At 69.5% G+C, this 22,039-nt stretch carries 20 protein-coding genes; 9 read left to right on the forward strand and 11 right to left on the reverse strand.

Annotated features, from left to right (window positions below; translation table 11 throughout):
- Positions 1-2: 2 nt before the first annotated feature.
- From B7495_RS05310 to B7495_RS05320, 3 genes are all read left to right on the forward strand, one after another.
- The gene (locus tag B7495_RS05310; protein ID WP_240632418.1) at positions 3-1,469 is read left to right on the forward strand and encodes an NCS2 family permease; all 1,467 of its coding nucleotides are present in this window, start codon (positions 3-5) and stop codon (positions 1,467-1,469) included.
- 384 nt (positions 1,470-1,853) lie between these two features.
- On the forward strand, positions 1,854-3,374 hold the full coding sequence (locus B7495_RS05315; RefSeq protein WP_088457923.1) for an aspartate ammonia-lyase: 1,521 nt from the start codon (positions 1,854-1,856) through the stop codon (positions 3,372-3,374).
- A 101-nt stretch (positions 3,375-3,475) separates the two neighbouring features.
- Positions 3,476-4,327 (forward strand): alpha/beta fold hydrolase, encoded by an 852-nt coding sequence (locus B7495_RS05320; protein WP_088455656.1) that lies wholly within the window; start codon positions 3,476-3,478, stop codon positions 4,325-4,327.
- Between the two features lie 41 nt (positions 4,328-4,368).
- On the opposite strand, the gene B7495_RS05325 is transcribed toward B7495_RS05320, so the two are convergent.
- Genes B7495_RS05325 through B7495_RS05335 form a run of 3 tightly spaced genes read right to left on the reverse strand, consistent with a single transcriptional unit; the run spans position 4,369 to position 7,538 of the window.
- Entirely contained in the window at positions 4,369-5,142 is a 774-nt protein-coding gene (locus B7495_RS05325) for a glycosyltransferase family 2 protein (RefSeq protein WP_088455657.1), read from the reverse strand.
- On the reverse strand, positions 5,132-6,007 hold the full coding sequence (locus B7495_RS05330) for a fumarylacetoacetate hydrolase family protein (RefSeq protein WP_088455658.1): 876 nt from the start codon (positions 6,005-6,007) through the stop codon (positions 5,132-5,134). Before B7495_RS05330 ends, B7495_RS05325 begins: the two co-directional genes overlap by 11 nt.
- 4 nt (positions 6,008-6,011) lie before the next feature.
- Complete coding sequence (locus tag B7495_RS05335) at positions 6,012-7,538, reverse strand: AlkA N-terminal domain-containing protein (RefSeq protein ID WP_088455659.1); 1,527 nt, start codon at positions 7,536-7,538, stop codon at positions 6,012-6,014.
- A gap of 179 nt (positions 7,539-7,717) precedes the next feature.
- Here B7495_RS05335 and B7495_RS05340 point away from each other — a divergent pair, with 179 nt between their 5' ends.
- The 3 genes from B7495_RS05340 to B7495_RS05350 all read left to right on the forward strand — a co-directional run bounded on the left by B7495_RS05340 (position 7,718) and on the right by B7495_RS05350 (position 10,117).
- A complete protein-coding gene (locus B7495_RS05340) occupies positions 7,718-8,941 on the forward strand; it encodes a PrsW family intramembrane metalloprotease (RefSeq protein ID WP_088455660.1) in 1,224 nt (407 codons plus the stop codon).
- Between the two features lie 178 nt (positions 8,942-9,119).
- Complete coding sequence (locus tag B7495_RS05345) at positions 9,120-9,491, forward strand: FKBP-type peptidyl-prolyl cis-trans isomerase (protein WP_088455661.1); 372 nt, start codon at positions 9,120-9,122, stop codon at positions 9,489-9,491.
- A 185-nt stretch (positions 9,492-9,676) separates the two neighbouring features.
- Positions 9,677-10,117, forward strand: a complete 441-nt coding sequence (locus B7495_RS05350) for a hypothetical protein (RefSeq protein WP_088455662.1) — start codon at positions 9,677-9,679, stop codon at positions 10,115-10,117.
- Positions 10,118-10,120: 3 nt separating this feature from the next.
- On the opposite strand, the gene B7495_RS05355 is transcribed toward B7495_RS05350, so the two are convergent.
- The 5 genes from B7495_RS05355 to B7495_RS05375 form a co-directional block, all read right to left on the reverse strand.
- Complete coding sequence (locus tag B7495_RS05355) at positions 10,121-10,546, reverse strand: pyridoxamine 5'-phosphate oxidase family protein (protein WP_088455663.1); 426 nt, start codon at positions 10,544-10,546, stop codon at positions 10,121-10,123.
- 63 nt (positions 10,547-10,609) lie between these two features.
- The gene (locus tag B7495_RS05360) at positions 10,610-11,671 is read right to left on the reverse strand and encodes a hypothetical protein (protein WP_088455664.1); all 1,062 of its coding nucleotides are present in this window, start codon (positions 11,669-11,671) and stop codon (positions 10,610-10,612) included.
- Between the two features lie 109 nt (positions 11,672-11,780).
- Complete coding sequence (locus B7495_RS05365) at positions 11,781-12,047, reverse strand: protealysin inhibitor emfourin (protein ID WP_088455665.1); 267 nt, start codon at positions 12,045-12,047, stop codon at positions 11,781-11,783.
- Positions 12,048-12,139: 92 nt separating this feature from the next.
- Positions 12,140-13,285, reverse strand: a complete 1,146-nt coding sequence (locus tag B7495_RS05370) for a M4 family metallopeptidase (protein ID WP_088455666.1) — start codon at positions 13,283-13,285, stop codon at positions 12,140-12,142.
- Between the two features lie 66 nt (positions 13,286-13,351).
- Positions 13,352-14,113, reverse strand: coding sequence for an SDR family NAD(P)-dependent oxidoreductase (locus tag B7495_RS05375; protein WP_088455667.1), 762 nt, complete (start codon positions 14,111-14,113; stop codon positions 13,352-13,354).
- A 144-nt stretch (positions 14,114-14,257) separates the two neighbouring features.
- Here B7495_RS05375 and B7495_RS05380 point away from each other — a divergent pair, with 144 nt between their 5' ends.
- Positions 14,258-15,136, forward strand: coding sequence for an LLM class flavin-dependent oxidoreductase (locus B7495_RS05380; RefSeq protein WP_088455668.1), 879 nt, complete (start codon positions 14,258-14,260; stop codon positions 15,134-15,136).
- A gap of 206 nt (positions 15,137-15,342) precedes the next feature.
- Here B7495_RS05380 and B7495_RS05385 read toward each other — a convergent pair whose 3' ends face one another.
- The 3 genes from B7495_RS05385 to nirB are packed head-to-tail and all read right to left on the reverse strand — an operon-like array spanning position 15,343 to position 20,469.
- The gene (locus tag B7495_RS05385; protein ID WP_370028260.1) at positions 15,343-16,515 is read right to left on the reverse strand and encodes a uroporphyrinogen-III synthase; all 1,173 of its coding nucleotides are present in this window, start codon (positions 16,513-16,515) and stop codon (positions 15,343-15,345) included.
- Between the two features lie 2 nt (positions 16,516-16,517).
- Positions 16,518-17,618, reverse strand: coding sequence for a uroporphyrinogen-III C-methyltransferase (cobA, locus tag B7495_RS05390; protein WP_088455670.1), 1,101 nt, complete (start codon positions 17,616-17,618; stop codon positions 16,518-16,520).
- Positions 17,619-17,622: 4 nt separating this feature from the next.
- Positions 17,623-20,469, reverse strand: a complete 2,847-nt coding sequence (gene nirB / locus B7495_RS05395; RefSeq protein ID WP_088455671.1) for a nitrite reductase large subunit NirB — start codon at positions 20,467-20,469, stop codon at positions 17,623-17,625.
- A gap of 251 nt (positions 20,470-20,720) precedes the next feature.
- Between nirB and nirD the strand changes: the two genes are divergently transcribed.
- Together nirD and B7495_RS05405 are read left to right on the forward strand one after the other, a co-directional pair.
- Complete coding sequence (gene nirD, locus B7495_RS05400) at positions 20,721-21,173, forward strand: nitrite reductase small subunit NirD (protein ID WP_088455672.1); 453 nt, start codon at positions 20,721-20,723, stop codon at positions 21,171-21,173.
- The gene (locus B7495_RS05405; RefSeq protein WP_088455673.1) at positions 21,170-21,979 is read left to right on the forward strand and encodes a sirohydrochlorin chelatase; all 810 of its coding nucleotides are present in this window, start codon (positions 21,170-21,172) and stop codon (positions 21,977-21,979) included. Before nirD ends, B7495_RS05405 begins: the two co-directional genes overlap by 4 nt.
- Positions 21,980-22,039 lie beyond the last annotated feature (60 nt).

Below are 22,039 nucleotides of genomic sequence, written 5' to 3' on the forward strand. Positions count from 1 at the left end.
CATTGGCGTCCGGTCCATCCGAGCCCACGGGGCGCGGTACCAAGTCCGTGCTCGACCGGTATTTCGAGGTCACTCGCCGCGGCTCCACCTGGAGCCGCGAGGTGCGTGGCGGCCTGGTCACCTTCGTCACGATGGCCTACATCGTCATCCTCAACCCGCTGATCCTCGGCGGCTTCAGTGCCGACCAGGCCGCGGTGGATGTCGCCGGCAACTGGCTGCCCAACGGCCAGGTCGCCGCGGTGACCGCGCTCACGGCCGGGGTGATGACCATCCTGTTCGGTGTCATCGCCCGACTGCCGTTCGGTTTCGCCGCCGGGCTCGGTATCAACTCGTTCCTGGCCGTGAGCGTCGTGGGCCAGGTCACCTGGCCGGAGGCCATGGGCCTGGTCGTCATCAACGGCCTCATCATCGTGCTGCTGGCATCCACGGGCCTGCGCGAAATGATCTTCACCGCCGTGCCCCGTCAGCTCAAGATCGCCATCACCGTGGGGATCGGCCTCTTCATCGCGTTCATCGGCCTGGTCGACTCCGGTTTTGTTCGCTCCAGCGGCGTCGCCTCCCCGCCCGTGCAGCTGGGCGAGTCCGGTTCGGTCGCCAGCCTGCCCACCGCGGTGTTCGTGATCGGGCTTTTGCTGATCGGTGTGCTTGTGGCCCGCAAGGTGAAGGGGGCCCTGCTCATCGGTATCGTCGGCACCACGGTGCTCGCCGTGATCCTGGAGGCCATCTTCAAGGTAGGTCCTTCGCTCGGCACCAACCCGGCCGGTTGGAACCTCAACGCCCCGGTGCTGCCGACCAGCTTCGTCGCACTGCCCGACCTGTCCCTCGTGGGCGAGGTGAGCTTCGGCGCGTTCGAGCGCATCGGTGTGCTTGCGGCAGTGATGCTGGTCTTCACGCTGGTCTTCACGAACTTCTTCGACGCCATGGGCACCATGACCGGGCTCTCCAACGAGGCCGGTGTCGCCGACAAGGACGGCAACTTCCCCCGGCTCAAGTCGGCGCTGATCGTCGAGGGCGTCGGTGCCGTCGTCGGTGGCGCCACCTCCTCCTCGTCGAACACTGTCTTCATCGAGTCCGGCGCCGGAATCGGTGAGGGTGCCCGAACGGGCTTCGCGAACGTCGTCACCGGGCTCTTGTTCCTGGCCGCAATGTTCTTCACCCCGCTCACCCAGATCGTTCCGCTCGAGGTGGCCGCAGCGGCCCTCGTGATCGTGGGTGCCATGATGGTGTCGCAGATCCGGTTTATCGACTTCAGCGACTTCTCCATCGTGCTGCCGGTGTTCCTCACCATCATCGTGATGCCGCTGAGTTACTCGATCGCCAACGGCATCGGCGCCGGCTTCATCAGCTGGGTCATCGTGCGCTCGCTCTCCGGCAAGGCGCGTGAGATCAGCCCGCTGCTCTGGGTCGTCGCGGTCGGCTTCCTGGTCTTCTTCGTGCGCGGTCCCGTCGAGGTCCTGTTCGGCGTCTAACGGATGCGCGCGCCCGCCACCGCGACTGGCCGGCTGTGACATGACATTTGAGGCCTCCTGGATGCGTTCCAGGGGGCCTCAACTGGCTTCTGGTGCGTGCGCCGTGCGAGGGATGCGCTACTCCAGTAAGCCGCGTAGCTCCGCTGAAGGCTACGAGGCCATCGAACACGACGTCCTCCCCGAGGAGCCCGCCGCCACGTAACTTGTGGAGTCGCACCTGCGTTTTCTTGCACAGACCCTGCCCGGAGACGACGGTTCCCTGCGTAACGCAGGCGAAACGTGCGGCTCCGGTGCCGGGCCGGGGCCTCGCGATAGAGTGGGTCGGTCATGAGCCACAAGCTCTTCACCGAAGGCAATGGAGCCCACGTGCACCCCACCAGCAGCATGTCCGCAAGAACCGAAACGACGAACGCCGAATTGACCATAGAAGACACGACCAGCCCCCAGGATCTCAGCGCCGACATCCCCGCCGTCACCCCCGGCTTCCGCATCGAGCGCGATTCGCTCGGCCGCGTCGAGGTCCCCGCGGACGCCTACTGGGGTGTGCACACCAAGCGGGCGCTGGAGAACTTTCCCATCGCCAAGCGTCCGATCTCGGTCTACCCCGACTTCGTCGTGGCCCTCGCCTCGGTGAAGCAGGCCTGCGCCCGCGCGAACGCCGAGGTGGGCGCGCTCTCCCAAAAGCGGGCCGACTGGATCGACGCCGCCTGCCAGGAGATCATCGAGGGCAAGTACCACGACCAGTTCGTGGTGGGAGTCATGCAGGGCGGCGCCGGCACCTCCACCAACATGAACGCCAACGAGGTCATCTGCAACCTCGCGCTGGAAAACGCGGGCTATGGGCGCGGCCGCTACGACATTCTCAGCCCGATCGACCACGTCAACCGCAGCCAGTCCACCAACGACACCTATCCCACCGCGATCAAGATCGCCCTGGCGTTCTTCCTCAAGCACCTGCTCCGCGAACTGAAAGCGCTGCAGGGCTCCTTCTCGGTCAAGGCCGACGAGTTCGAGCAGATCCTCAAGGTGGGGCGCACCCAGATGCAGGACGCGGTGCCGATGACCCTCGGCCAGGAGTTCCACGGCTTCGCCACCACTCTCGGCGAGGACTACGACAGGCTCACCGAGACGATCTGGCTTCTCGCCGAGGTCAACCTGGGCGCCACCGCGATCGGCACCGGCATCACGGCCGATCCCGGGTACGCGGCCGCGGCCATCCGCCACCTCAATCTGATCACCGGGCTCAAGCTGGAGGCGGCGCCGGACCTGATCGAGTCGACCAGCGATGCCGGCAGCTTCATGTCGTTCAGCGGCAACCTCAAGCGCAGCGCCATCAAGCTCTCCAAGATCTGCAACGACCTGAGGCTGCTCTCCTCCGGCCCGCAGGCCGGGTTCGGCGAGATCAACCTGCCGCCCCGCCAGGCCGGTTCGAGCATCATGCCCGGCAAGGTCAACCCGGTCATCCCCGAGGTCGTCAACCAGGTTGCCTTCGCCGTCGCCGGGGCGGATGTGACGGTGACGATGGCCGCAGAGGGCGGGCAGCTGCAGCTCAACGCCTTCGAACCCGTCATCGCGCACTACCTGTTCCAGAGCCTCACCTGGATGACCCAGGCGATGTGGACCCTGCGGGTGAACTGTATCGACGGCATCACCGCCAACGAGGACCGGCTCGCCGCTATGGTCGGCTCGAGTGTCGGCGTGATCACCGCGCTCATCCCGCACATCGGCTACGCGGCCGCCGCGGCGCTCGCTCAGACGGCGCTGCTCACCGGGCGCAACGTGTCCGACCTGGTGGTCGAGGCCAACCTGATGACCAGGGAAGACGTGATGCGCGAGCTCGAACCGGCCCGGTTGTCCGGGATGCGGCCCGACACCGGAACTTCCTCGATCCCCATCATCGAGTAGGCCCGCCGAGGAAAGGCGGGCGGCGCTACTCTGGTGCCGTGTCCCTGCGTGTGAGGCAACCGCTCCACAGGAACGAGCCGATCCGGCCCGATCGACTCGCGATGCTCGACGCCGCCCTGCCCGACCTCGACTGGACGATCCTGCCGCCGGGCACCGAGCGGTTCAGGTTCCACGCGCCCAGCGGCCGGCTGGCCGCCATCGGGCTGGGCCGGCGGGGCGACCCGCGGGTCCTTCTCGTGCCGGGGGCCACCGGGTCGAAGGAGGACTTCGTGCTGCTCGCGCCGCTGATCGCCGACGCCGGCTACAGGGTGGAGAGCTTCGACCTCGCCGGCCAGTACGAGTCCGCGGCGGCCGGGCCGGTGCAGGGCCGGCGTTTCGATTACGACCTCTTCGTTGCCGACCTGGTCGCGGTGCTGGAATCGGGGGAGAGCCCGGTGCACGTGCTCGGCTACTCGTTCGCCGGCCTCGTCGCCGAGCTGACCCTGGCGCGGCGGCCGGAGCTGTTCGCCTCGCTGGTGTTGCTGACCACGCCGCCGGGGCCCGGCCAGACCTTTCGCGGCGTGCGCTGGCTCGGCTCGATCAGCGGCCTGGTGCCCGCGCACACCATCGCGTCCCTGATGATCTGGGGCATCGTCACCAACCGCAACCACACCCGGCCCGGCCGTCTCGACCTGGCGCGCAGGCGGTTCGGTTACACCCGGCGCACCAGCCTCGACCAGATCATGGCTCTGATGAAGCACACCCCAGATGTGCGCAGGGAACTGGCCAGCAGCCGGGTGCCCAAGCTCATCGCCGTGGGCGACCGCGACCTGTGGAAGGTGGCGCAGCACCGGCGCTTCGCCCACCGGATCGGCGCGGACCTGCGCGTCTACCCGGCCGGGCACAGCCCCTGCGAGACCACCCCGCACCAGCTGGCCCGCGACCTGCTCGCTCTCTACGCGAGCGGTCGCTGACGGCAGAGATTCCTGGTTGTGAGTTGCCGCAAAACGACCTGTCAGAGCGCGCGAAGCGGTCTTTTGCGGCGACTCGCCGCGCGCCGGCGGATGCGCCAGGGCGAGTAGTCCGGCCAGCCCGAGAAGAGAGTGCGGCCGGCCCACGCCACCCGGCGGCCGAGCCCGCGCGGGGTCTCGAACGGGCGGGCGGAGATCGCTACTCTGAGGGAGCGGTCGAGAGTGACCGGTTCGTCGCGGCCCAGGTGCATGCTGAAGTCGAGGTCGTCGTGCACATCGTTGCGGGTGCGGCGAACCCTGTCGCGGTTGGCGGCCCAGACCTGTCGGCGCATCGCGAAATTCGATCCGAACAGCGGCGGGTGGCCCAGCCAGAACCCCATCCAGCGGAAGTAGCCGCCGATGTAGACCCGGCCACCCAACCAGGCTGTGACGGGGCCGCAGTTGTAGAAGTCGCCGGGACCGGTGTACACGGCGGTGTCGGGATGGGTCGTGAATCGGGCCTCGATCCGCTCCAGCCAGTCCACCGGGGGCACCGAGTCGGAGTCGAGCCGGGCGATCACGTCGCCGGTGGCCGCGTCGTAGCCGGCCGCGGTGGCCGGCCAGATTCCCCGCAGCGGTTCGCGGACCAGGCACACACCGGCGGCGGTGGCCACTGCGGCCGTCGCATCCGTGCTGGCGTTGTCGACCACAATGATCTCGTCGGCCGGCCGGCGCTGCTGAGACAGTGCGCGCAGACAGGTGCGCAGGAAGTCGGCGTCGTTGTAGACCGGGATGACGACCGAGATGGTGACCGGTGGCCGGCCAGGCTCAGATTTCACGGCAGTGGGTCGTGAGGAGCCCGATCCGGTCGATGGAGACGGTGACGGTCGAGCCGTCCTTGAGGAACACCTGCGGCTTGCGGCTGTAGCCGGCGCCGCCGGGACTGCCGGTGGAGATCAGCGTGCCGGGTAGCAGCGTGGACGTCAGCGACAGGTAGGCGATGATCTCGGCCACCGTGCGCACCATGTCGCCGCTGGAGGCGTCCTGCAGGATGCGCCCGTCGACGTGGGTGGTCAGCCAGAGGTTCTGCGGGTCGGCGATCTCGTCTGCGGTGACCACCAACGGGCCGGTGGGGGTGAACCCGTCGAACGACTTGCACCTGGACCACTGCGCCTCGGAAAACTGCAGGTCGCGGGCGGTGATGTCGTTCACGACGGTGTACCCGAAGACGTAGTCGAGGGCGTCGCGAACCGACACGTTGCGGGCGGGCCGGCCGATGATCACGCCGAGTTCGGCCTCGTAGTCGACCTGGCCGGTGAGATCGCTCGGCCAAGAGATGATCGACTCGTGGCCGGTGAGCGAGTTCGGCCACAACGAGAACACCGTCGCGGCGGTCTCGCTGCGCAGCTTGAGCTCGGAGGAGTGGGCCGCGTAGTTGGCGCCGATCGCGATGATCTGCGGGGGGCGCAACACCGCAGACGAGTGCCGCAGATCGTCGATGGGGGTGAGGCTGGCACCGTGGGTCAGCGCGTTCGCGGTGAGCGCCCGCACCCTGTCGTATTCCGGGGCGCCCTTTTCGAGGAGGTCCTGGAGGTCGCGCGGGGCGTCATCGATCACCTCGTCGAGGAAGAGTGCCGCGTCGTCCACCACGATGGCTAGACGGGGGGTGGATTGGCCTTCAACTCTGAGATGCGCAAACTTCACTTCTTCAGCGTAACCGGCCAGAACCGTTCTTGCCGTGAACTGCCTGCCCGGCCGGTCGTGGGGCTCCCGCCGCCCGCCAGAGGTGCATGCCGGCGTAACTGCGCCATGGCGCCCAGACGCTGCCGTGGGCGGCGAGGTCTCTGGCCGTTGCGGGTAGGCCGAGCCGATCGGCGCCCTGGCGCAGGGCGAGGTCGCTGGTGAGCAGGATGTCGGGGCTGCCGAGAACCCGCATGGCCACGTACCCGGCAGTCCACGGTCCGATGCCGGGCAGGGCGGTCAGTCGGGCCTGCAGATCGTCGCGGGTTTCCCCGACGTCGAGCACGAGGTCGCCGGCAGCTAACGCCGCGGCGACGCGGATGATCGTGTCGATGCGGGCCGCAGGGCCGCGCAGCACCTCGCGGCCATGTTCGGCGATGCTGGCGGCTGTGGGGAAGAGCAGCTGTGGGGCGGCGGTGGCGGTGGCGCCGGGCACCGGCTCGCCGAGGGCCGCACTGAGCCGGCCGAGGGCGGTGCGGGCGGCGGCGACAGACACCTGCTGGCCCAGCAGGGCCCGGAACAGGGTCTCCTCGGGGTCGAGGCTGCCCGGCACCCGGATGCCGGGGGTACCGTGCACGGAGCCGGCCAGGGCCGGGTCGTCGGCCAGGGCACGATCGATGGCCTGAGCATCCGCGTCGAGGTCGCACAGGCGGCGCACCCGGCTCACGAGAGGAGCGAGGTCGGCGAGGCTGCTCAGCCGGGCGGTGCAGGCGATCGCGGGTGCCTCGAGGGTGCCCGCGACGGCCAGCTGCAGGGTGGCCCAGCCGTGCGGGAGCCGTAGGGTGCGTTCGTACCCGGCGGAGGTGGACCGTTCGACACCGTCGATGGCCCGCACACCCAGGAAGCCGAGCAGGCCCGTGCCGTCGAACGGTGCACGGGCGGGCAGCAGCAGGCTGATCCTCGTGCCGGTGCCGGTGCCGGTGCCGGTGCCGGTTTCGGTGTCCCGGTCGCGGCTGCCGGCCCGCACCCGGGCGCCGGCCCGCAGGGCCGACGGTGTGCGCTCGTACACCGCGGCGATGGTGTCGTTGAACTGCCGCACGCTGCCGAAACCGGCGGCGAATGCGATGTCGGTGACCGGCAGGTCGGTGCTCATGAGCAGCACGCGAGCGGTCTGCGCGCGGTGGGCGCGAGCCAGCGCCAGAGGGCCGGCGCCGACCTCGGCGACCAGCACCCTGGTGAGGTGTCGCGGGGTGTAGCCGAGCCGGTTTGCCAGCCCGGGCACGCCCTCTCGTTCAACGGTGCCGTCGCCGATCAGCCGCATCGCCCTGGCGGCCAGGTCGTCACGGATGTTCCACGCCGGCGACCCCGGCACGGCATCGGGCAGGCAGCGTTTGCACGCCCGCAGTCCCGCCTCATGAGCCGCGGCAGCCGTGAGGTAGAACGACACATTGCCGGGCTTGGGGGTCACGGCCGGGCAGCTCGGTCGGCAGTAGATGCCCGTGGAGTGCACGCCGGTGATGAACTGGCCGTCGAAGCGGGCGTCGCGGGAGGACATGGCCCGGTATCGTTCGGCGAAGACCGGGTCGTCGGGGGAGCTGGGCGCTGGTGTCACCCCCCAAGATTGACACGCGCACCGCACGACCGGTAGCGGGAATCAGACATCGCCGTTCGGGGTCATCGCTCGGGCGGAATCTGCCCGGTTCGAACCGGTCCGGTCCCCGTAAACTGGCGGGCATGACCCTCGACCCGACCGGCCGACCGCTCGCCGTGCCCCAGCAGGACACCCCCATCCAGACGCCGGTGTGGAGTTCGCCGGTGCGGCGCACAAACCTGAGCACTGTCGTGTGGGCGAGCATCGGCATCGTGGTCGCCGCGCTCGCGCTGTTGCTGGTCCTGGTATACCTCTCGACCTTCCTCGGTCCGGGCGCGGTGCTGGTCTGTCTGCTGCTGGCGCTGGTGCCGCTCACCCTGGTGGTGCTGGCGGTGCGTTGGATCGACCGATGGGAGCCGGAACCCCGGCCGGCGCTCTGGTTTGCCTTCCTCTGGGGCGCCGGCGTCTCTATCGTGACGGCGCTGGTGTTCGACCTCGGTGTGCAGATCGTCGTCGCGACCAGCGGCGTGGCCCGACCGGCGGGCGACTTCACGGCCGCCGTCATTCAGGCGCCGCTCGTGGAGGAGTCGGCGAAGGGATTCGGCATCCTGCTGCTGTTCTGGGTGATCCGCGGCCAGTTCAACGGTCCGATCGACGGAGTCGTCTACGCGGCCATGATCGCCGCCGGCTTCGCGTTCTCGGAGAACATCCAGTACTTCGGTGTGGCGATGCTCGACGGCGGGATCGCCGACCTCGGCGTGACCTTCCTGTTGCGCGGGGTGATCTCCCCGTTCGCGCACGTGCTGTTCACGGCCTGCACCGGCCTGGCCATCGGCTTCGCCGCCCGGCGTGCGAGCGGTTCAAGTTATCTCGGCGCCGTGTTCATCGGCCTGGCCGCTGCGGTTCTGCTGCACGCGGTGTGGAACGGGGCGTTCTTCCTACTCACCGACGACGCATCCCTGGTGGGCTATTACTTCCTCGTACAGGTGCCGATGTTCCTCGGCGCGATCCTGGTCGTGGTCATGCTGCGGCGCAAGGAGGAGGCGCTGACGGTGCAACGGCTCAGCGACTATGCCGCCGTGGGCTGGTTCACCCCGGCCGAGGTGGCGATGCTGGCCACTCCCCGCGGCCGACGCCAGGCACGGGCATGGGCACACGGCCAGCCGCAGGCGCGTCGCCTCGCGATGAACCGCTTCATCACGGATGCCACCCGGCTGGCATCGGTGCGGCAACGACTGGTCAGCGCCCAGCTGCGCCCCTCCCGTCGCAGCGGCGCAGCGGCACAGCCGGGAACCACCCCCGACCAGGTCGAGGAGGCCCGGCTGCTGGGCCTGCTGATGGACGACCGCGCCCAGGTCATCGGCTGACCGTGCCGCCCGGATTCACGGCCCCACGAGAAAACCCGCCGCCCGGTGGTGTGGCACTGCCGACAACTCTCCCGGTGCGGCGAGTTTCTATGCACTAAGACTGCACCTGGCCACGGCGTTCGCGCAAGGGGTAATTTCCAGGTGTGCGTCCGGAGCCGGAATCCGATTGGATGGTCTCATGACTGATTTGAACTCCAAGCCCGAACTCGACTTCCCGGAGGGCCCCGCGCCCGAACAGCTCGACATCGTCGACATCGTGGTAGGTGACGGGGCCGAGGCCACCGCCGGCGCCACCGTCGACGTGCACTACCTCGGCGTCGAATACGACACCGGCGAAGAATTCGACTCGTCCTGGAACCGCGGCCAGACGATCAACTTCCCGCTGGGCTCCCTCATCGCCGGCTGGCAGCAGGGTATCCCCGGAATGAAGGTGGGTGGCCGTCGCAAGCTCACCGTGCCGCCGCACCTGGCTTACGGCCCGGCCGGATCCGGTCACCGGCTGTCCGGTAAGACCCTGATCTTCGTGATCGACCTGAACGGCGTCAGCTAGACCGTTCGATCCGCACCCGCCTGATGGGTGAGTGGTGGCCCCGGAGAATGCTGACGGCGCTCCGGGGCACCCCGAAATATGTGGCACGCAGGCGCACCTGCGTGCCATTCTTCTGTGTCTGACGGCCTGGTGTGAGTGCGAAAAACGCCCTCGCGCTCAACGGTATCCCGCGCCGATAATGGGACATGATCTCAATCGACTGTGCCCGTGCCCTGCAGCAGGCCGGATTGTCCTGGCATCCGGTATCCGGTGACTCGTTCCGCATCGAACGACCGGGCTTCGACTCCGAGGTCTTCACTGTCAGCGAGATGACCATCGAGGCGCACGAGTTCGACACCGGCACCATCCTCGGTTTCAACGGCACGACGGAGTGGGCACTGGATTCGCTCGCGCTCGAGGATGCCCTGTGGCTGCCGAGGGAAGACCAGATGCGGGCGCTCCTGCGCGGCACGTTTCGCTCCCTGCACAGGCTCAGCGACGACCGGTACCGGGTGAGCGTGCACGTGCGCGGAGTCGACGAGGTGTTCGAGGCGGCCACCGCGGCGGATGCCTACGGCACTGCGGTGTTGATGCTCATCGGACTCTCTGGCGAGGGCCGGGTCGCTCCGGCGGCGGCCAGCGACTAACGGCTAGTACCGCTCCGGTTCCGGTTCCAGGGCGAACCGGCGCCCGCTCAGCTCGGTCGGGGTGATCTCAACCCAGATGTACTTGAGTGTGGGAACCAGCGGACGGAGCGGGAGCGCGTTGGCGGCTTCGATCTCGGCCTGGGTGTCGAGGACTCGGGCGAGACCCTTCACGACAACGCTCCACGCGTCGCCGCGCCCGATGGCGTCGGTCTCAAGAGCCACCTTGTTGTTCACGGTGAGGGCGAGAAGCTTGGTTCCCTCGGCCGTACGGAACAGAAGCCGTTTGTCGGCCATGACGAAGTTGAGTGGAAAGATCTCGATGTCATCCGCGACAGCCGCGGCGAGACGGCCGAAGCTTGAGGACAGCAACAACTCCCAGCACTCGTCCTCGCTGAGAATGCGAACGGGATCAAGGTCGTTGTTGTCCATACCTCATAGTCCCACTTTGCGGTCCACTCGGCGAGTATGCCGAGTGGACCGCGGCGTGTTGCCCTACAGCTGGGTGGAACGGCGACGCACCAGCATCACGGTGAGGAGGATTCCACCGATCAGCAGCGCTCCGGCCGCAATGAGGAACACCGGCAGGGCATCCGTACCGGTCTCAGCCAGTTCGGTACCGTAGCCGGCGCCGCTGCCGCCGCCGCCGGCGATGGGGATGAGAGGGTTCGCCGACGGGGTGGGAGTCTGGCCTGCCTCGACGGTAGGAGGCGTTGCCGAGGGGGTGGTGACCGGAGGCGTCGCCGAGGGGGTGGTGACCGGCGGTGTCGGGGTGGGGATGACGCTTCCGGCGGGCAGGATCCGGTGGGTGAGTGAAGCGGTGCAGGTCAGCAAGGAGCCGCCGCCGTTCACGGAATCGTTGCACTGACGGATGGTCACGGGCAGCGCCGCGCTGACTGTCGACGGATCGACCGTGCAGGTGACGCGAAGTGCGGCGCCGCCACCGTTGACGGAGCCGTTGCACTGGGTGATGGTGGCCGAGGTGGTGGTGGACACCGGAGCACAGTTGAGCGTGGGTTCGGGTCCTTCCGCACCGGAACCGCCGCACTGGTCAACAGTTGCGGGGGACGTCGTGGCATCGCCGACGATGACGTTCTCCACCGATACGTTGCAGGTGGCGATCGACCCGCCGCCGTTGGCGGAGTTGTTGCACTGATCGACGACGGTGGTGGCGGTGGGGAAGCTCACCGGGATGGTGGTGCAGAGCAGTTCGCCGACCGGGCCTTCACAGGTGCGCACGGTGATGTCCGAGCGGGACAGGCCGGTGTCGAGGTCGAGGTAGTTCGTGATGGTGACGTCGCAGGCGATTTCGTTACCGCCGCCGTCCTGGATGTAGTTGCACTGGTTGACCGTGCCGGGCACCGGGGCCGCTGAGGCGGGCGCCTGCGTGGTGCCGAGGATCGCGGCGGCGGCAACCACCAGGCCGAAGGTGACGGCGAGGCCGCGCCGCAGCAGGGCACCGGGTCGCCCGGCGGCTGGCCGGCCGGCTCTGCGGCGTGAAGCGGCGGCGCCCGCGACGCCAGGAAGTGATGATGCAGACGAATATGCCGTTGCCATGATGGCCCCCCTCGATGGGGCCCCGTGACCCCCTTTCGAGTCACGTTATCAGTATCGCCGGGCGTGCGTTATTACAGGGTGCTAACGACACGATGTTCGGTGCTCTGCGTCAGCGTTCGCTCGCCGCGCGCACCCTGTCGATCAGGTCTTTCCAGGCGCCGTGCACCTGTGGTTCGGCGAGCACCACCTCGTGCGGGGCACACCGGATGCGGTACACATAACGGTCCGGCATCGGTGCGCTGTCTACGGCCTCGTCCCAGGGCAGTTCCTCAAGGAAACGCATCCACCCGGCAGCATCCGGTTGCTCGTCAACCTGCACGTCCCAGGTGACCCGGAGCCCAGCGATGCCTCCGCTGCGTGAGACGACGACCTTCATGGCCCCATGGTACGTCCGGCCGGGGCCACGATCGGGGATGTCGGCATGATCGAAGGCGGCTTGCCAGCGAACGCTGAACCGACGCCGCCGCGTCAGGAGGCCGCTCGCAGCGGATCGAAGACCACACCCACTCCGGTCCACCCCGCCAGAACCGCGTCGTGCTCGGCGGAGCCCGCGCCATAGCGGGTGATCGCGGCCGTCGCCGTCGCCGTCGCGAATGCGGTGAAGTCGGCGTTCACGGCGAGGGTGGGGCCGGTGAGCGTGTCGTACCAGATCTGCCCCGGCGCCTCCCACGCGTTGCCGCCGAGGGCCTCGGCGACCAGATAAAATGCCCGGTTCGGGATGCCCGAATTGAGGTGCACTCCGCCATAGTCGTCTTCGGTGTCGATGTAGCCGTCCATCGAGGCCGGCTGCGGATCGGTGCCGAGAACATCGTCGTCATAGGCGGTGCCCGGAGCCTTCATCGAACGCAGCGCCTGGCCCTGCACCTGCTCGGTGAAGAGCCCTGCGCCGATCAACCAGCTCGCCGACCGGGTGTCCTGGCCGGCTGCGAACTGCTCCACGAGGGCGCCGAAGACATCCGACACCGATTCGTTGAGCGCACCGGACTGGCCCTGGTAGGCGAGGTTGGCGCTGTACTGGGTGACACCGTGGGTGAGCTCGTGCGCGATCACGCTCAACGAGATCGTGAACCTGTTGAAGACCTCGCCGTCGCCATCGCCGAACACCATCCGTTCGCCGTCCCAGAAGGCGTTGTCATAGTCCCGTCCGTAGTGCACCGTGGCGTCCAGCGGAAGGCCGCGCCCGTCGATGGAGTCGCGCTGGTACTGGCTCCAGTAGAGGCCATGAGTGTCGCCGAGGCCGGTGTATGCCTCGTTGACCGCCACGTCGGCGACCGGGGGTTGACCTTCGGTGCGCACGGTGCGGCCGGGCAGCCGCTGCAGCTGACCGGCGTCGCTGATGGTGCGGGTGCTGACGCCCGGCACGGCCTCGACGGGTAGCGCGGGCAGCGCGCTGGTGCGGCGCTCGAAGCGCAGGCTGCGGATGGGGTCGTCGACGCGCAACGATCGCCGGGCGGCCTCGGCCGCGGCCTCGAAGCGCGGGTCCTCGACCGCGGCCAGGTGCTCGAGGAGGTAGGGCGGCACGACGCCGCACCGAAACGGCGGGGCGGATCTGCCATGGCCGTGCGTGCGGCCGGGGAACGGGACGGGGCTCTGAGTCTGGTCTGTGCCTGTCATGCGGTGAGTCTGGCAGCACCGTCCGACATCCGCACCCCTCTCATGCGACGACAGGGAGACCGGATCTCATATTGCCGACCAGCCGCCGTCCGACGCCAGGACGATGCCGGTCACATTGGCCGAGTCCGGACTGGCGAGCCAGGTGATGGTGGCGGCGAGTTGCTCCGAGGTGGCCACCGGAGGCAACACGTGCTGGAACACCGGGCCGAGCACCGACCCGGCCAGGGGAGACCGCATCGGAGCCTCGATGTTCGTCTGAACCCCGCCGGGCGCGACCGCGTTGCAGCGGATGCCCTGGGCCGAGTACATCACGGAGGTGTTGCGGGTCAGACCGATCACGGCGTGTTTGGACGACGTGTAGGCGACCCCGGCCGCGCCGCCGCGAAGGCCGGCCTCGGACGTGACGTTGACGATCGACCCGCCGCCGCCGGCCACCATGATCGGCAGTGCCCCGCGGATCAGGCGCATCATGCCGGTCACGTTGATGCCGAAAACCCGCTCCCAGGTGGCGTCGTCGACCTCGGCGATCGGGAGGAAGCCGTCCATGACACCGGCGACGTTGGCGACGACGTCGATGCGGCCGTTCGCCGCGGCGACCAGCCGTGTGGTGGTGTCCTGGTGGCTGATGTCGCCGTCGACGGTCACGATGTCGAGGTCGCCGAACTGGTCGAGGAGCTCCTGCAGACGGGCGGGAACCACGTCGCCGGCAATCACCCTGGCGCCCTCCCTGGCCAGTCGCACGGCTGTCGCTTTTCCGATCCCGGAGCCGGCTCCGGTGACGATGGCGGTCTGGCCGGCGAACCGGCCCGGGGTCACAATCGGGTCCATCGGGGTGCTCCTTTGCAGATCTTCCTCGAGTGCGGCGCGGCGCCGACGCACCAGTCATAGCACCCTCTGGTCGCCCCGGCGCGGGGTAGGCGGATGCGGGGACTCCGGCCGCCCGGCTGCCCGGTGGGTTTGTAGACTGCCGGTATGCGCCACGGAATCGTCATCCTGCCCCAGTTCGACTGGCCCGAGGCCCGCCGGAAATGGCAGGGCGCCGAGCAGTACGGTTTCGATCACGCCTGGACCTACGACCACCTGTCCTGGCGCAGCCTCGCCGATCAGCCGTGGCAGGCCACCATCCCCACCCTGGCGGCCGCGGCGGCGGTCACCGACCGGATCCGGTTGGGCACCTTCGTCGCCTCACCGAACTTTCGGCATCCGGTGCCGTTCGCCAAGGAGGTCGCCACGGTCGACGACATCTCCGGCGGGCGGATGCTGCTCGGGCTGGGATCGGGCGGAACGGGCTTCGACGCCTTCGTGCTCGGGCAACCGACATACACCCCGCGTCAGCGGCACGAGAGGTTCGCCGAGTTCGTCACCGACCTCGACCTGCTGCTGCGCCACGAGAAGCCGGGAGCGGGCGGTTTCGACTTCGCGGGCGACTGGTTCACCGCGGTGGACGCCCGTATGGTGGGCCGGCCGGCGCAGCAGCCCCGGGTTCCGTTCGTGATCGCCGCCAACGGGCCGAAGGGCCTCAAGCTCGTCGCCGAACACGGTGCGGGCTGGGTGACCACGGGCGCCGACGGTGCCGTGGGCGAGGAATGGTGGAGCGCGGTGGCGGCGCTGGTCCACCGGCTGGAAGATACCCTCGCCGCGGCGGACCGGGCGCCGGGCTCTCTGGACCGCTACCTCTCGCTCGACAGCGGCGGGGCGTACTCGCTGGAGAGTGTCGGTGCCTTCGATGACGCCGTCGGCCGGGCCGGCGAGCTCGGCTTCACCGACGTGATCAGTCACTGGCCCCGGCCCGACGGCATCTACGCCGGCTCGGAGTCGGTCCTCGACGAGGTCGCCGCCCGCCTCACCTAGCTGCAGCTGACACACCCCACTCGCCACCCCCGCGCAGCGGGGAGTGCCCGCCGAGTTGCCGCACTACGCCGCTTCGGGGCGGGCGAAGGGGCACTTTGGCGCACATCGGCGCAGCACGTTTCGTCGAATCGCCGAAAGGTGCCCTGGCAGAAGGGCCTCAACTGGCAACTCGAGTGGCCTCCTGCTGAGCGAGCGCGAAGCGTCCGCTACACGTCGATGCGGTAGCCGCGTTTGATCACCGTGGCGACCAGCGCCGGCGCCGGCAGGGACTGGCGCAGCCGGCTGATGGCCACATCGACGGCGTGGTCGTCCTGGATTTCGGGCAGCGCGGCCGTCAGATCGGCGCGGGAGAGTACCGACCCCCGTGCGGCGAGCAGGGCGCGCAGAAGGGTGAGCGACGTCGGCGGCAGCAGGGCGGATGCGCCGGCGACAGACACCCGCCGTCCGCGCAGTTCCACCGGACCGTGCCGGCTGTCCAGGCGCAGAACCCGTTCGTCGGCGAGGTAATCGCAGACCAGCTTGATCAGCGCTCCCATGCGGAACCGTTCCGGCACGATCGGGGTGATGCCGGCCGCGAGCAGGGGTGCGGCGGTGACATGCCCGACCGCGGCGGCCACGACAGGTCCGCGCAGGGCCTCCTGCAGAGCTTCGAGCCGGCCGACGCCATCCGCCGCGCCGAAGAGCGCCTCGACAGCGGGTGCGCTGGTGAACGTGACGGCGTCAAGCGAGCCGGTGCAGACCGCGTCGATGAGTTTGAGCACCCGGCTGGAGTCGTCGGGCAGCAACCACCGGTATGGCGCGACGGTGAGCACCGTGGCACCGGCGTCGAGCAGCCGCTGGATCTGGGACTCGTCGGTGAACCCGTGCAGCTGCACGGCCACCGTCAACCCGGCCGCGCCCTCGCCGAGCACCTTGTCCACGAGCGAGCTGGTGGTTTCCTCGTCGCTCATGCCGGAGTCGTCAAGGTTGGCGGCGCGGATGGCGCCGCGAGCCTTGGGGCCGCGCACGAGGATGCGGCTGTTCTCGAGGGTCTCGGTGAGGTCGTGGCCGAGCCCGGCCGCATCCGCTGCTTCGAGCCAGCGACGGATGCCGTACGACGTGGTCGCCAGCAGGATGTCCGGCCGGCCGGCGATGATCGCCGCGGTGTCGGCGGTGATCTGCGAGTCGTCGGCCGCGGCAGCGATGCGGATCGCCGGGGCATGCAGAACATCGGCGCCGCGTCGTTCGAACGCGGCGATGAGGTCCTCACTCCGGCGGTCGGACGTGACTCCGATGCGGAAGCCCTCGAGCTGGTCCGGTCGGAAGCCGGGCAGCCCCGCTTCTGTTCCGATGTCGTTAACTGTGTCTCCGATGGTTCTGGTGGTTGACGTGTCAGGCAGGGTTACCTCTGGCCTGAGAGTGTAGCGGCGTTTGCGAGCACTTCAACGGCCGCGGCGTCGTCGCACTGGGCCAGCCGCACGACCTCGCCGATCACGAGCACGGCGGGGGAGCGGGCGCCGACCTCGCCGGCGACCCTCACCACGGTTTCGATGTCGGCAACGGTGGTGCGCTGGTGCGCGGAGAAGCCGCGCTCGATGATGGCGATGGGCATGTCGGCGCGCATGCCGTGCCGGGCCAGGCCGCTGGCCAGGTGCGGCAGGGTACCCACGCCCATCAGCACCACGATGGTGCCGCCCAGGCCCACCAGGTGGGCCAGCTCCTCCTCGCTGAGCGGCAGGTGACCGCTGAGCACCGTGAACAGGCGGGAGACGTCGCGGTGGGTGACCGGGATGCCCGCCAGCGCCGGCACGGAGATGGCGCTGGTGACCCCGGAGATCACGGTGACCGGAACTCCGGCGGCCCGGCAGGCGGCCATTTCTTCACCGCCACGGCCGAACACGAAAGGGTCGCCGCCCTTGAGGCGCACGACGGTGAGGCCGGCGCGGGCGCTGGTCACGAGCAACTGCTCGATCTCGGCCTGCGGTACGGCGTGGTGGCCCGGATGTTTGCCCACGTTCACCAGTTCGGCTCCGGGCGCCCACTCGTCGAGCCTGTCGTGCGGACCGAGCCTGTCGTAGTAGACGATGTCGGCGCCGCGGAGCGCGGTGAGCGCGGCGACGGTGAGCAGGTCGTCGTCGCCGGGACCGCCGCCGACGAGGGTGACGTGCCCGGGCCTGGACACCGGGGCGGCCGACTCCCGGGTGAGCCAGACCGATTTCTCGGCGCAGGCGGCGACGAGCAGCGGCTCGTCGTGCGCGGGCAGGTCGACGGCCACGACGAGGTCAACGGCGGAGACCAGGTCGCGCCAGCCGCGCGGCGAATGCGGCCAGGCCACGGCGCGCACGAGAGGGTTGGGCACCTCGTAGGTGTCTGCCGCGAGGTAGAGCACGGCGCCCGCAGCACGGTACCGGGCGATGACCCGGCGGGCGGGGCGGCTCCCGCCGATGATGAGCACGCGGCGACCGGTCACGTTCAGACCGATGTCGAGGGTTGGATTCGGCATGGCACTATTCTCCGTCTACTGGAGCGGTGTGAGCGGTTGTGTGTCGCCCGGAGTCGTTCCGCCCGGTTGAAGGCAGGTCGGTGTCGTTCCGGTCGGCCGGCCGCAGGGGGATCCGGGCGCCGGAGAGCAGCACCGGCCCGGTGGCTGGGGCGGTGTCGTCGGGCTCGTTGACGCTGACACCGAAGAAGTCAGCGCCGGTCTGCACCGTGCCGGTCTGCACAGTGCTGGTCTGACCCGCATCCGTCGGTGCCGCCTCCGCCAGCGCCGCGCGCTCGCCGGGCCAGGCCGGGCGCGGCTGGCCGCGCTCGAGCACCTGCACGATCGCCGGGTCCGGCGTGGTGGGCGCGTTCACGAACGAGCGGAACCGGCGGAGCCTCTCCGGATCCTTCAGGGTCGCCGCCCATTCGTCCTCGTAGCTGCCCACGTGCGCGGCCATGGCCAGTTCCAGTTCGGCGGCCAGGCCCAGGCTGTCGTTCACGACAACATCGCGCACATGCTCGAGCCCACCGGGCAACTCTTCCTGCCACCGCGCGGTGCGCTGCAGCCTGTCGCCGGTGCGGATGTAGTACATCAGGTACCTGTCGATGTAGGCGATCAGGGTGTCGTCGTCGAGGTCCTGGGCGAGCAGTTGTGCGTGCGCCGGCTGGAAGCCGCCGTTGCCGCCCACGTACAGGTTCCAACCCACATCCGTGGCGATGATGCCGATGTCCTTACCGCGGGCCTCGGCGCACTCACGGGCGCAGCCGGAGACGCCGAGCTTGAATTTGTGCGGCGACCGCAGCCCCCGGTAGCGCAGCTCCAACTGGATGGCCATCGATACCGAGTCCTGCACGCCGAACCGGCACCAGGTGCTGCCCACGCAGCTCTTCACGGTGCGCAACGACTTGCCGTAGGCCTGACCGGATTCGAAACCGGCGTCCACCAGGATCGTCCAGATCTCGGGCAGCTGCTCGAGACGGGCACCGAACAGGTCGATCCGCTGCCCGCCGGTGATCTTCGTATAGAGGTTGTACTGCTCGGCGACCTCGGCGATCACCTTGAGCTTGGCCGGGGTGATCTCCCCGCCCGGGATGCGCGGCACCACCGAGTATGTACCGTCCTTCTGCATGTTGGCCAGGGCGCGGTCATTGGTGTCCTGCAGGCCGCCACGGCCGGCATCCAGCACATAGCCGTTGGTCTGGGTGGCCAGGATCGACGCGATGGTGGGCTTGCAGATGTCGCAGCCGAGGCCGGTACCGAAGCGCTCCATGATGTCGTCGAACGAGGTGAGCTGCAGGATGCGCACACTCTCGAACAGTTCGCTGCGGCTGAACGCGATGTGCTCGCAGAGGGCCTTGGACACCTCGACGCCGGCCTTGCGCAGCTCGGTCTCGAGGATCTTCTTGACCAGGGGGACGCAGGAGCCGCACTGGGTGCCGGCACGGGTGCAGGCCTTGAGCGGGCCTAGTTCGGTGCAGGCCTCGCCGTGGTCGCCGCGGACGGCTTCGCGCACCGCGCCGACCGACACGTTGTTGCAGGAGCAGAGCTGCACATCGTCGGGCAGGTCGCTGTTCGCGGGCGGTTCGGCGCCGGCGGCGGAGAGGTAGGCGCCGGGCTCCGCGGGCAGTTCGCGGCCCAACAGGGGCCGGAGCGAGGTGTACGGCGAGGCGTCGCCGACGAAGATGCCGCCGAGCAGGGTCTTGGCGTCTCCGGTGACCACGATCTTTTGGTACAGGCCGCGGGCCGGGTCGGCGTAGACCACCTCGAGACAGTGTTCGGTGCGGCCGAGGGCGTCACCGAAGCTGGCGACCTCCACCCCGGAGAGCTTGAGCTTGGTGGCATCGTCGATGCCGGGGAAGACGGCTTCGCCGCCGTGCAGCCGATCGGCGGTGACCTCGGCCATGGCGTTGGCCGGGGCGACCAGTCCCACGCAGACGCCGTCGATGCTGGCGACCTCGCCGATGGCCCAGATCCCGGCTACCGAGGTGCGGCAGTCGTCGCCGATGACGATGCCGCCGCGCGGGCCGAGCTCCAGACCCGCGGCCCTGGCGAGTTCGTCGCGCGGGGTGATGCCGATGGAGAAGACCACGAGGTCGGCGTGCAGCTGGCTGCCGTTGGTGAGCGAGACACCGAGGACCCGGCCGGTGGGGGAGCGCAGGATCTCGGTGGGCCGGGTGCCGAGCGCCAGGGCGATGCCCTGCGCGCCGATCAGTCGGCCGAGCGCCTGTCCGGCGCCCTCGTCGAGTTGCGCCGACATCAGCCAGTCACCCGAGTGCACCAGGGTGGATGCGGCGCCGAGCCTGGCGAGACCGCCGGCGGCTTCCAGGCCGAGCAGTCCGCCGCCGACGACGACGACATTGGCCGGGCGCCCCAGGCGCTCGCGCAGCCGGCCGATCTCGCCGACGAGGAAATCGACGTCTTCGATGGTGCGGTACACATGACCGGCCTCGGCGCCGGGGATGGGCGGCACGGTGGCGGCGGAGCCGGTGGCGAAGACGAGGTCGTCGTACCGCACCCGTTCACCGTCGGCGAGGGTGATCGCCTGTGCCGCGGTGTCGAGGCCGACGACGCTGCTGCCGCCGCGGTAACTGATCAAGGCGGCGTCCCACAGGGCGGTGTCGCCGAGGGTGAGGTCTTCGGAGTCGACCAGGCGGCGGGACAGCGCCACCCTGTCGTAGGGCAGGTGCGGTTCCTCGCCGAATACAGTCACGGTGTGCTCGACGGTCCCGGTGTTGCCGGATGCGGTGGCGCGGGCGGCCATCGCCTCGGTGAACCGGTGCGCGGCGGGGCCGCCGCCGATCACCACGACGCGTCGGGGCGTGCCGGGGACGTCTGCGGCGGCGTCGGCCGCTGCGGGGGTGACGTGGTCCATGGAGTGCCTTTCCGAGTGGTGAGCTGTTCCGTCAGCCTAAATTTCGGCGATTTCCCGACCGTGTCGCCCGGGTAACGGAGTGTGACGGGGTCCTCACGTCGTTTCGGGCAGCGTGAGAGGTCTTCGTTACGCGATCGTCACGGCCCCGCACGATGACCGACACGAGGTCTGCCTACCGTGGATGCCAGGCCGCACCGACGTCGCCGTGACCCAGACCGTGTCATTCGCCCGCAGAACCACTGGAGGACCCCGTGCACACAACGCCCACCCACCCGCACGACTCTGCTGGCCACGACTCTGCTGGCTCCGCGGACTGGACCAGCGTCTGCGACCTCGACCGACTCGAACCGCTGTGGGCCGAGGCAGCGCTGATCGACGGCGTGCAGGTGGCCCTGGTGCTGCTGCCCGACGGCCACCTGTTCGCAGTATCCAACCAGGACCCCGCCACGGGCTCCTGCGTGATGAGCCGCGGCATCGTCGGGTCGCGCGGGGACCGGCCCACCCTGGCCTCCCCACTGCACAAGCAGGTTTATGACCTCGAAACCGGGGAGTGCTTCACCTCTGCCGACTACGCCCTGCCCACCTTCCCGGTGCGCGTCGATCACGGCACCGTGCAGATCCAGGTGCCGGGCAGCGCGCACGGCCGGGCCGGCGAGCGGGCCGAGACCGAGCTGTCCGACACCGTGGAATTCGCCGCAGCATGACGACCGCCCCGGTGTTGCTCGCGACCTCGCACGGCACCAGCGACCCGGCCGGTCAGCGGGCCGTCCTGGCCCTGGTCGACGCCGTGGCCGCCGCGGCGCCGCACCTCACCGTGCGGGGCGGTTACGTCGATGTGCAGAGCCCGGATGTGCCCAGCTGCCTCCGCGCCATCGCCGCCGAGTCCTGCCCCAGCGACACCGGCCCTACCGACTCAGGCCCCGCCGATGGAGCCGACCGCCCCGTCGTGATCGTTCCCCTGCTGCTCTCGGCCGGCTACCACGTGCGCGTCGACCTGGCCGAGGCCGCCGACGACGCCGGGCAACCCGTCCGGGTCACCGGGGCACTCGGCCCCGACTGGCGGCTGGCCCGCATCTTGGCCGACCGCTTGCACGAGGTCGGCCTCAGGCCCGACGACACCGTGGTGCTGGCCGCGGCCGGATCCACCGATGCCGACGCGGTCGCCGACTGCCACGCCATGGGCGACCGCCTCGCCGCCGTGCTCGGCCGCCCGGTGACCGTCGGGTTCATCTCTGCCGCCCAGCCCCGCCTCGCCGCAGCCGTGCTCGCCGCCCGCGCCGCAGCACCGGTGCGGGTCGCGGTGGCCACCTACCTGCTGGCCCCCGGCTACTTCGCCGGCTTGGCCGAACGGTGCGGCGCGGATGTGGTGAGCCGCCCGCTGCTGGTGGACGGCGAGGCACCGCCGCGCGAGCTGGTGGACGTGGTCATCGACCTCTACTCCTCCAGCGCTCGACTCGAGCTGGCCCTGGCCGGTCTGCCCTGGTCGTTCAGCCGCGGCCGCACCGACTGACGCGAGCCGGTACCGGTACGCCGGTGTCAGTACGCCGGTGTCAGTACGCCTCTGTCAGTA

It is taken from the genome of Cryobacterium sp. LW097, assembly GCF_002205495.2.
GTDB classification, from domain to species: Bacteria; Actinomycetota; Actinomycetes; order Actinomycetales; family Microbacteriaceae; genus Cryobacterium; species Cryobacterium zongtaii.

Coding starts and splice junctions, on each gene's coding strand:
- B7495_RS05370 (WP_088455666.1), bottom strand. CDS start 13,285: ATGACAGGCACAGACCAGACTCAGAGCCCCGTCCCGTTCCCCGGCCGC.
- B7495_RS05315 (WP_088457923.1), top strand. CDS start 1,854: ATGTCCGCAAGAACCGAAACGACGAACGCCGAATTGACCATAGAAGAC.
- B7495_RS05380 (WP_088455668.1), top strand. CDS start 14,258: ATGCGCCACGGAATCGTCATCCTGCCCCAGTTCGACTGGCCCGAGGCC.
- nirB (WP_088455671.1), bottom strand. CDS start 20,469: ATGGACCACGTCACCCCCGCAGCGGCCGACGCCGCCGCAGACGTCCCC.
- B7495_RS05405 (WP_088455673.1), top strand. CDS start 21,170: ATGACGACCGCCCCGGTGTTGCTCGCGACCTCGCACGGCACCAGCGAC.
- cobA (WP_088455670.1), bottom strand. CDS start 17,618: ATGCCGAATCCAACCCTCGACATCGGTCTGAACGTGACCGGTCGCCGC.
- B7495_RS05345 (WP_088455661.1), top strand. CDS start 9,120: ATGACTGATTTGAACTCCAAGCCCGAACTCGACTTCCCGGAGGGCCCC.
- B7495_RS05365 (WP_088455665.1), bottom strand. CDS start 12,047: ATGAAGGTCGTCGTCTCACGCAGCGGAGGCATCGCTGGGCTCCGGGTC.
- B7495_RS05355 (WP_088455663.1), bottom strand. CDS start 10,546: ATGGACAACAACGACCTTGATCCCGTTCGCATTCTCAGCGAGGACGAG.
- B7495_RS05350 (WP_088455662.1), top strand. CDS start 9,677: ATGATCTCAATCGACTGTGCCCGTGCCCTGCAGCAGGCCGGATTGTCC.
- B7495_RS05335 (WP_088455659.1), bottom strand. CDS start 7,538: ATGTCCTCCCGCGACGCCCGCTTCGACGGCCAGTTCATCACCGGCGTG.
- B7495_RS05360 (WP_088455664.1), bottom strand. CDS start 11,671: ATGGCAACGGCATATTCGTCTGCATCATCACTTCCTGGCGTCGCGGGC.
- B7495_RS05375 (WP_088455667.1), bottom strand. CDS start 14,113: ATGGACCCGATTGTGACCCCGGGCCGGTTCGCCGGCCAGACCGCCATC.
- B7495_RS05320 (WP_088455656.1), top strand. CDS start 3,476: ATGCTCGACGCCGCCCTGCCCGACCTCGACTGGACGATCCTGCCGCCG.
- B7495_RS05340 (WP_088455660.1), top strand. CDS start 7,718: ATGACCCTCGACCCGACCGGCCGACCGCTCGCCGTGCCCCAGCAGGAC.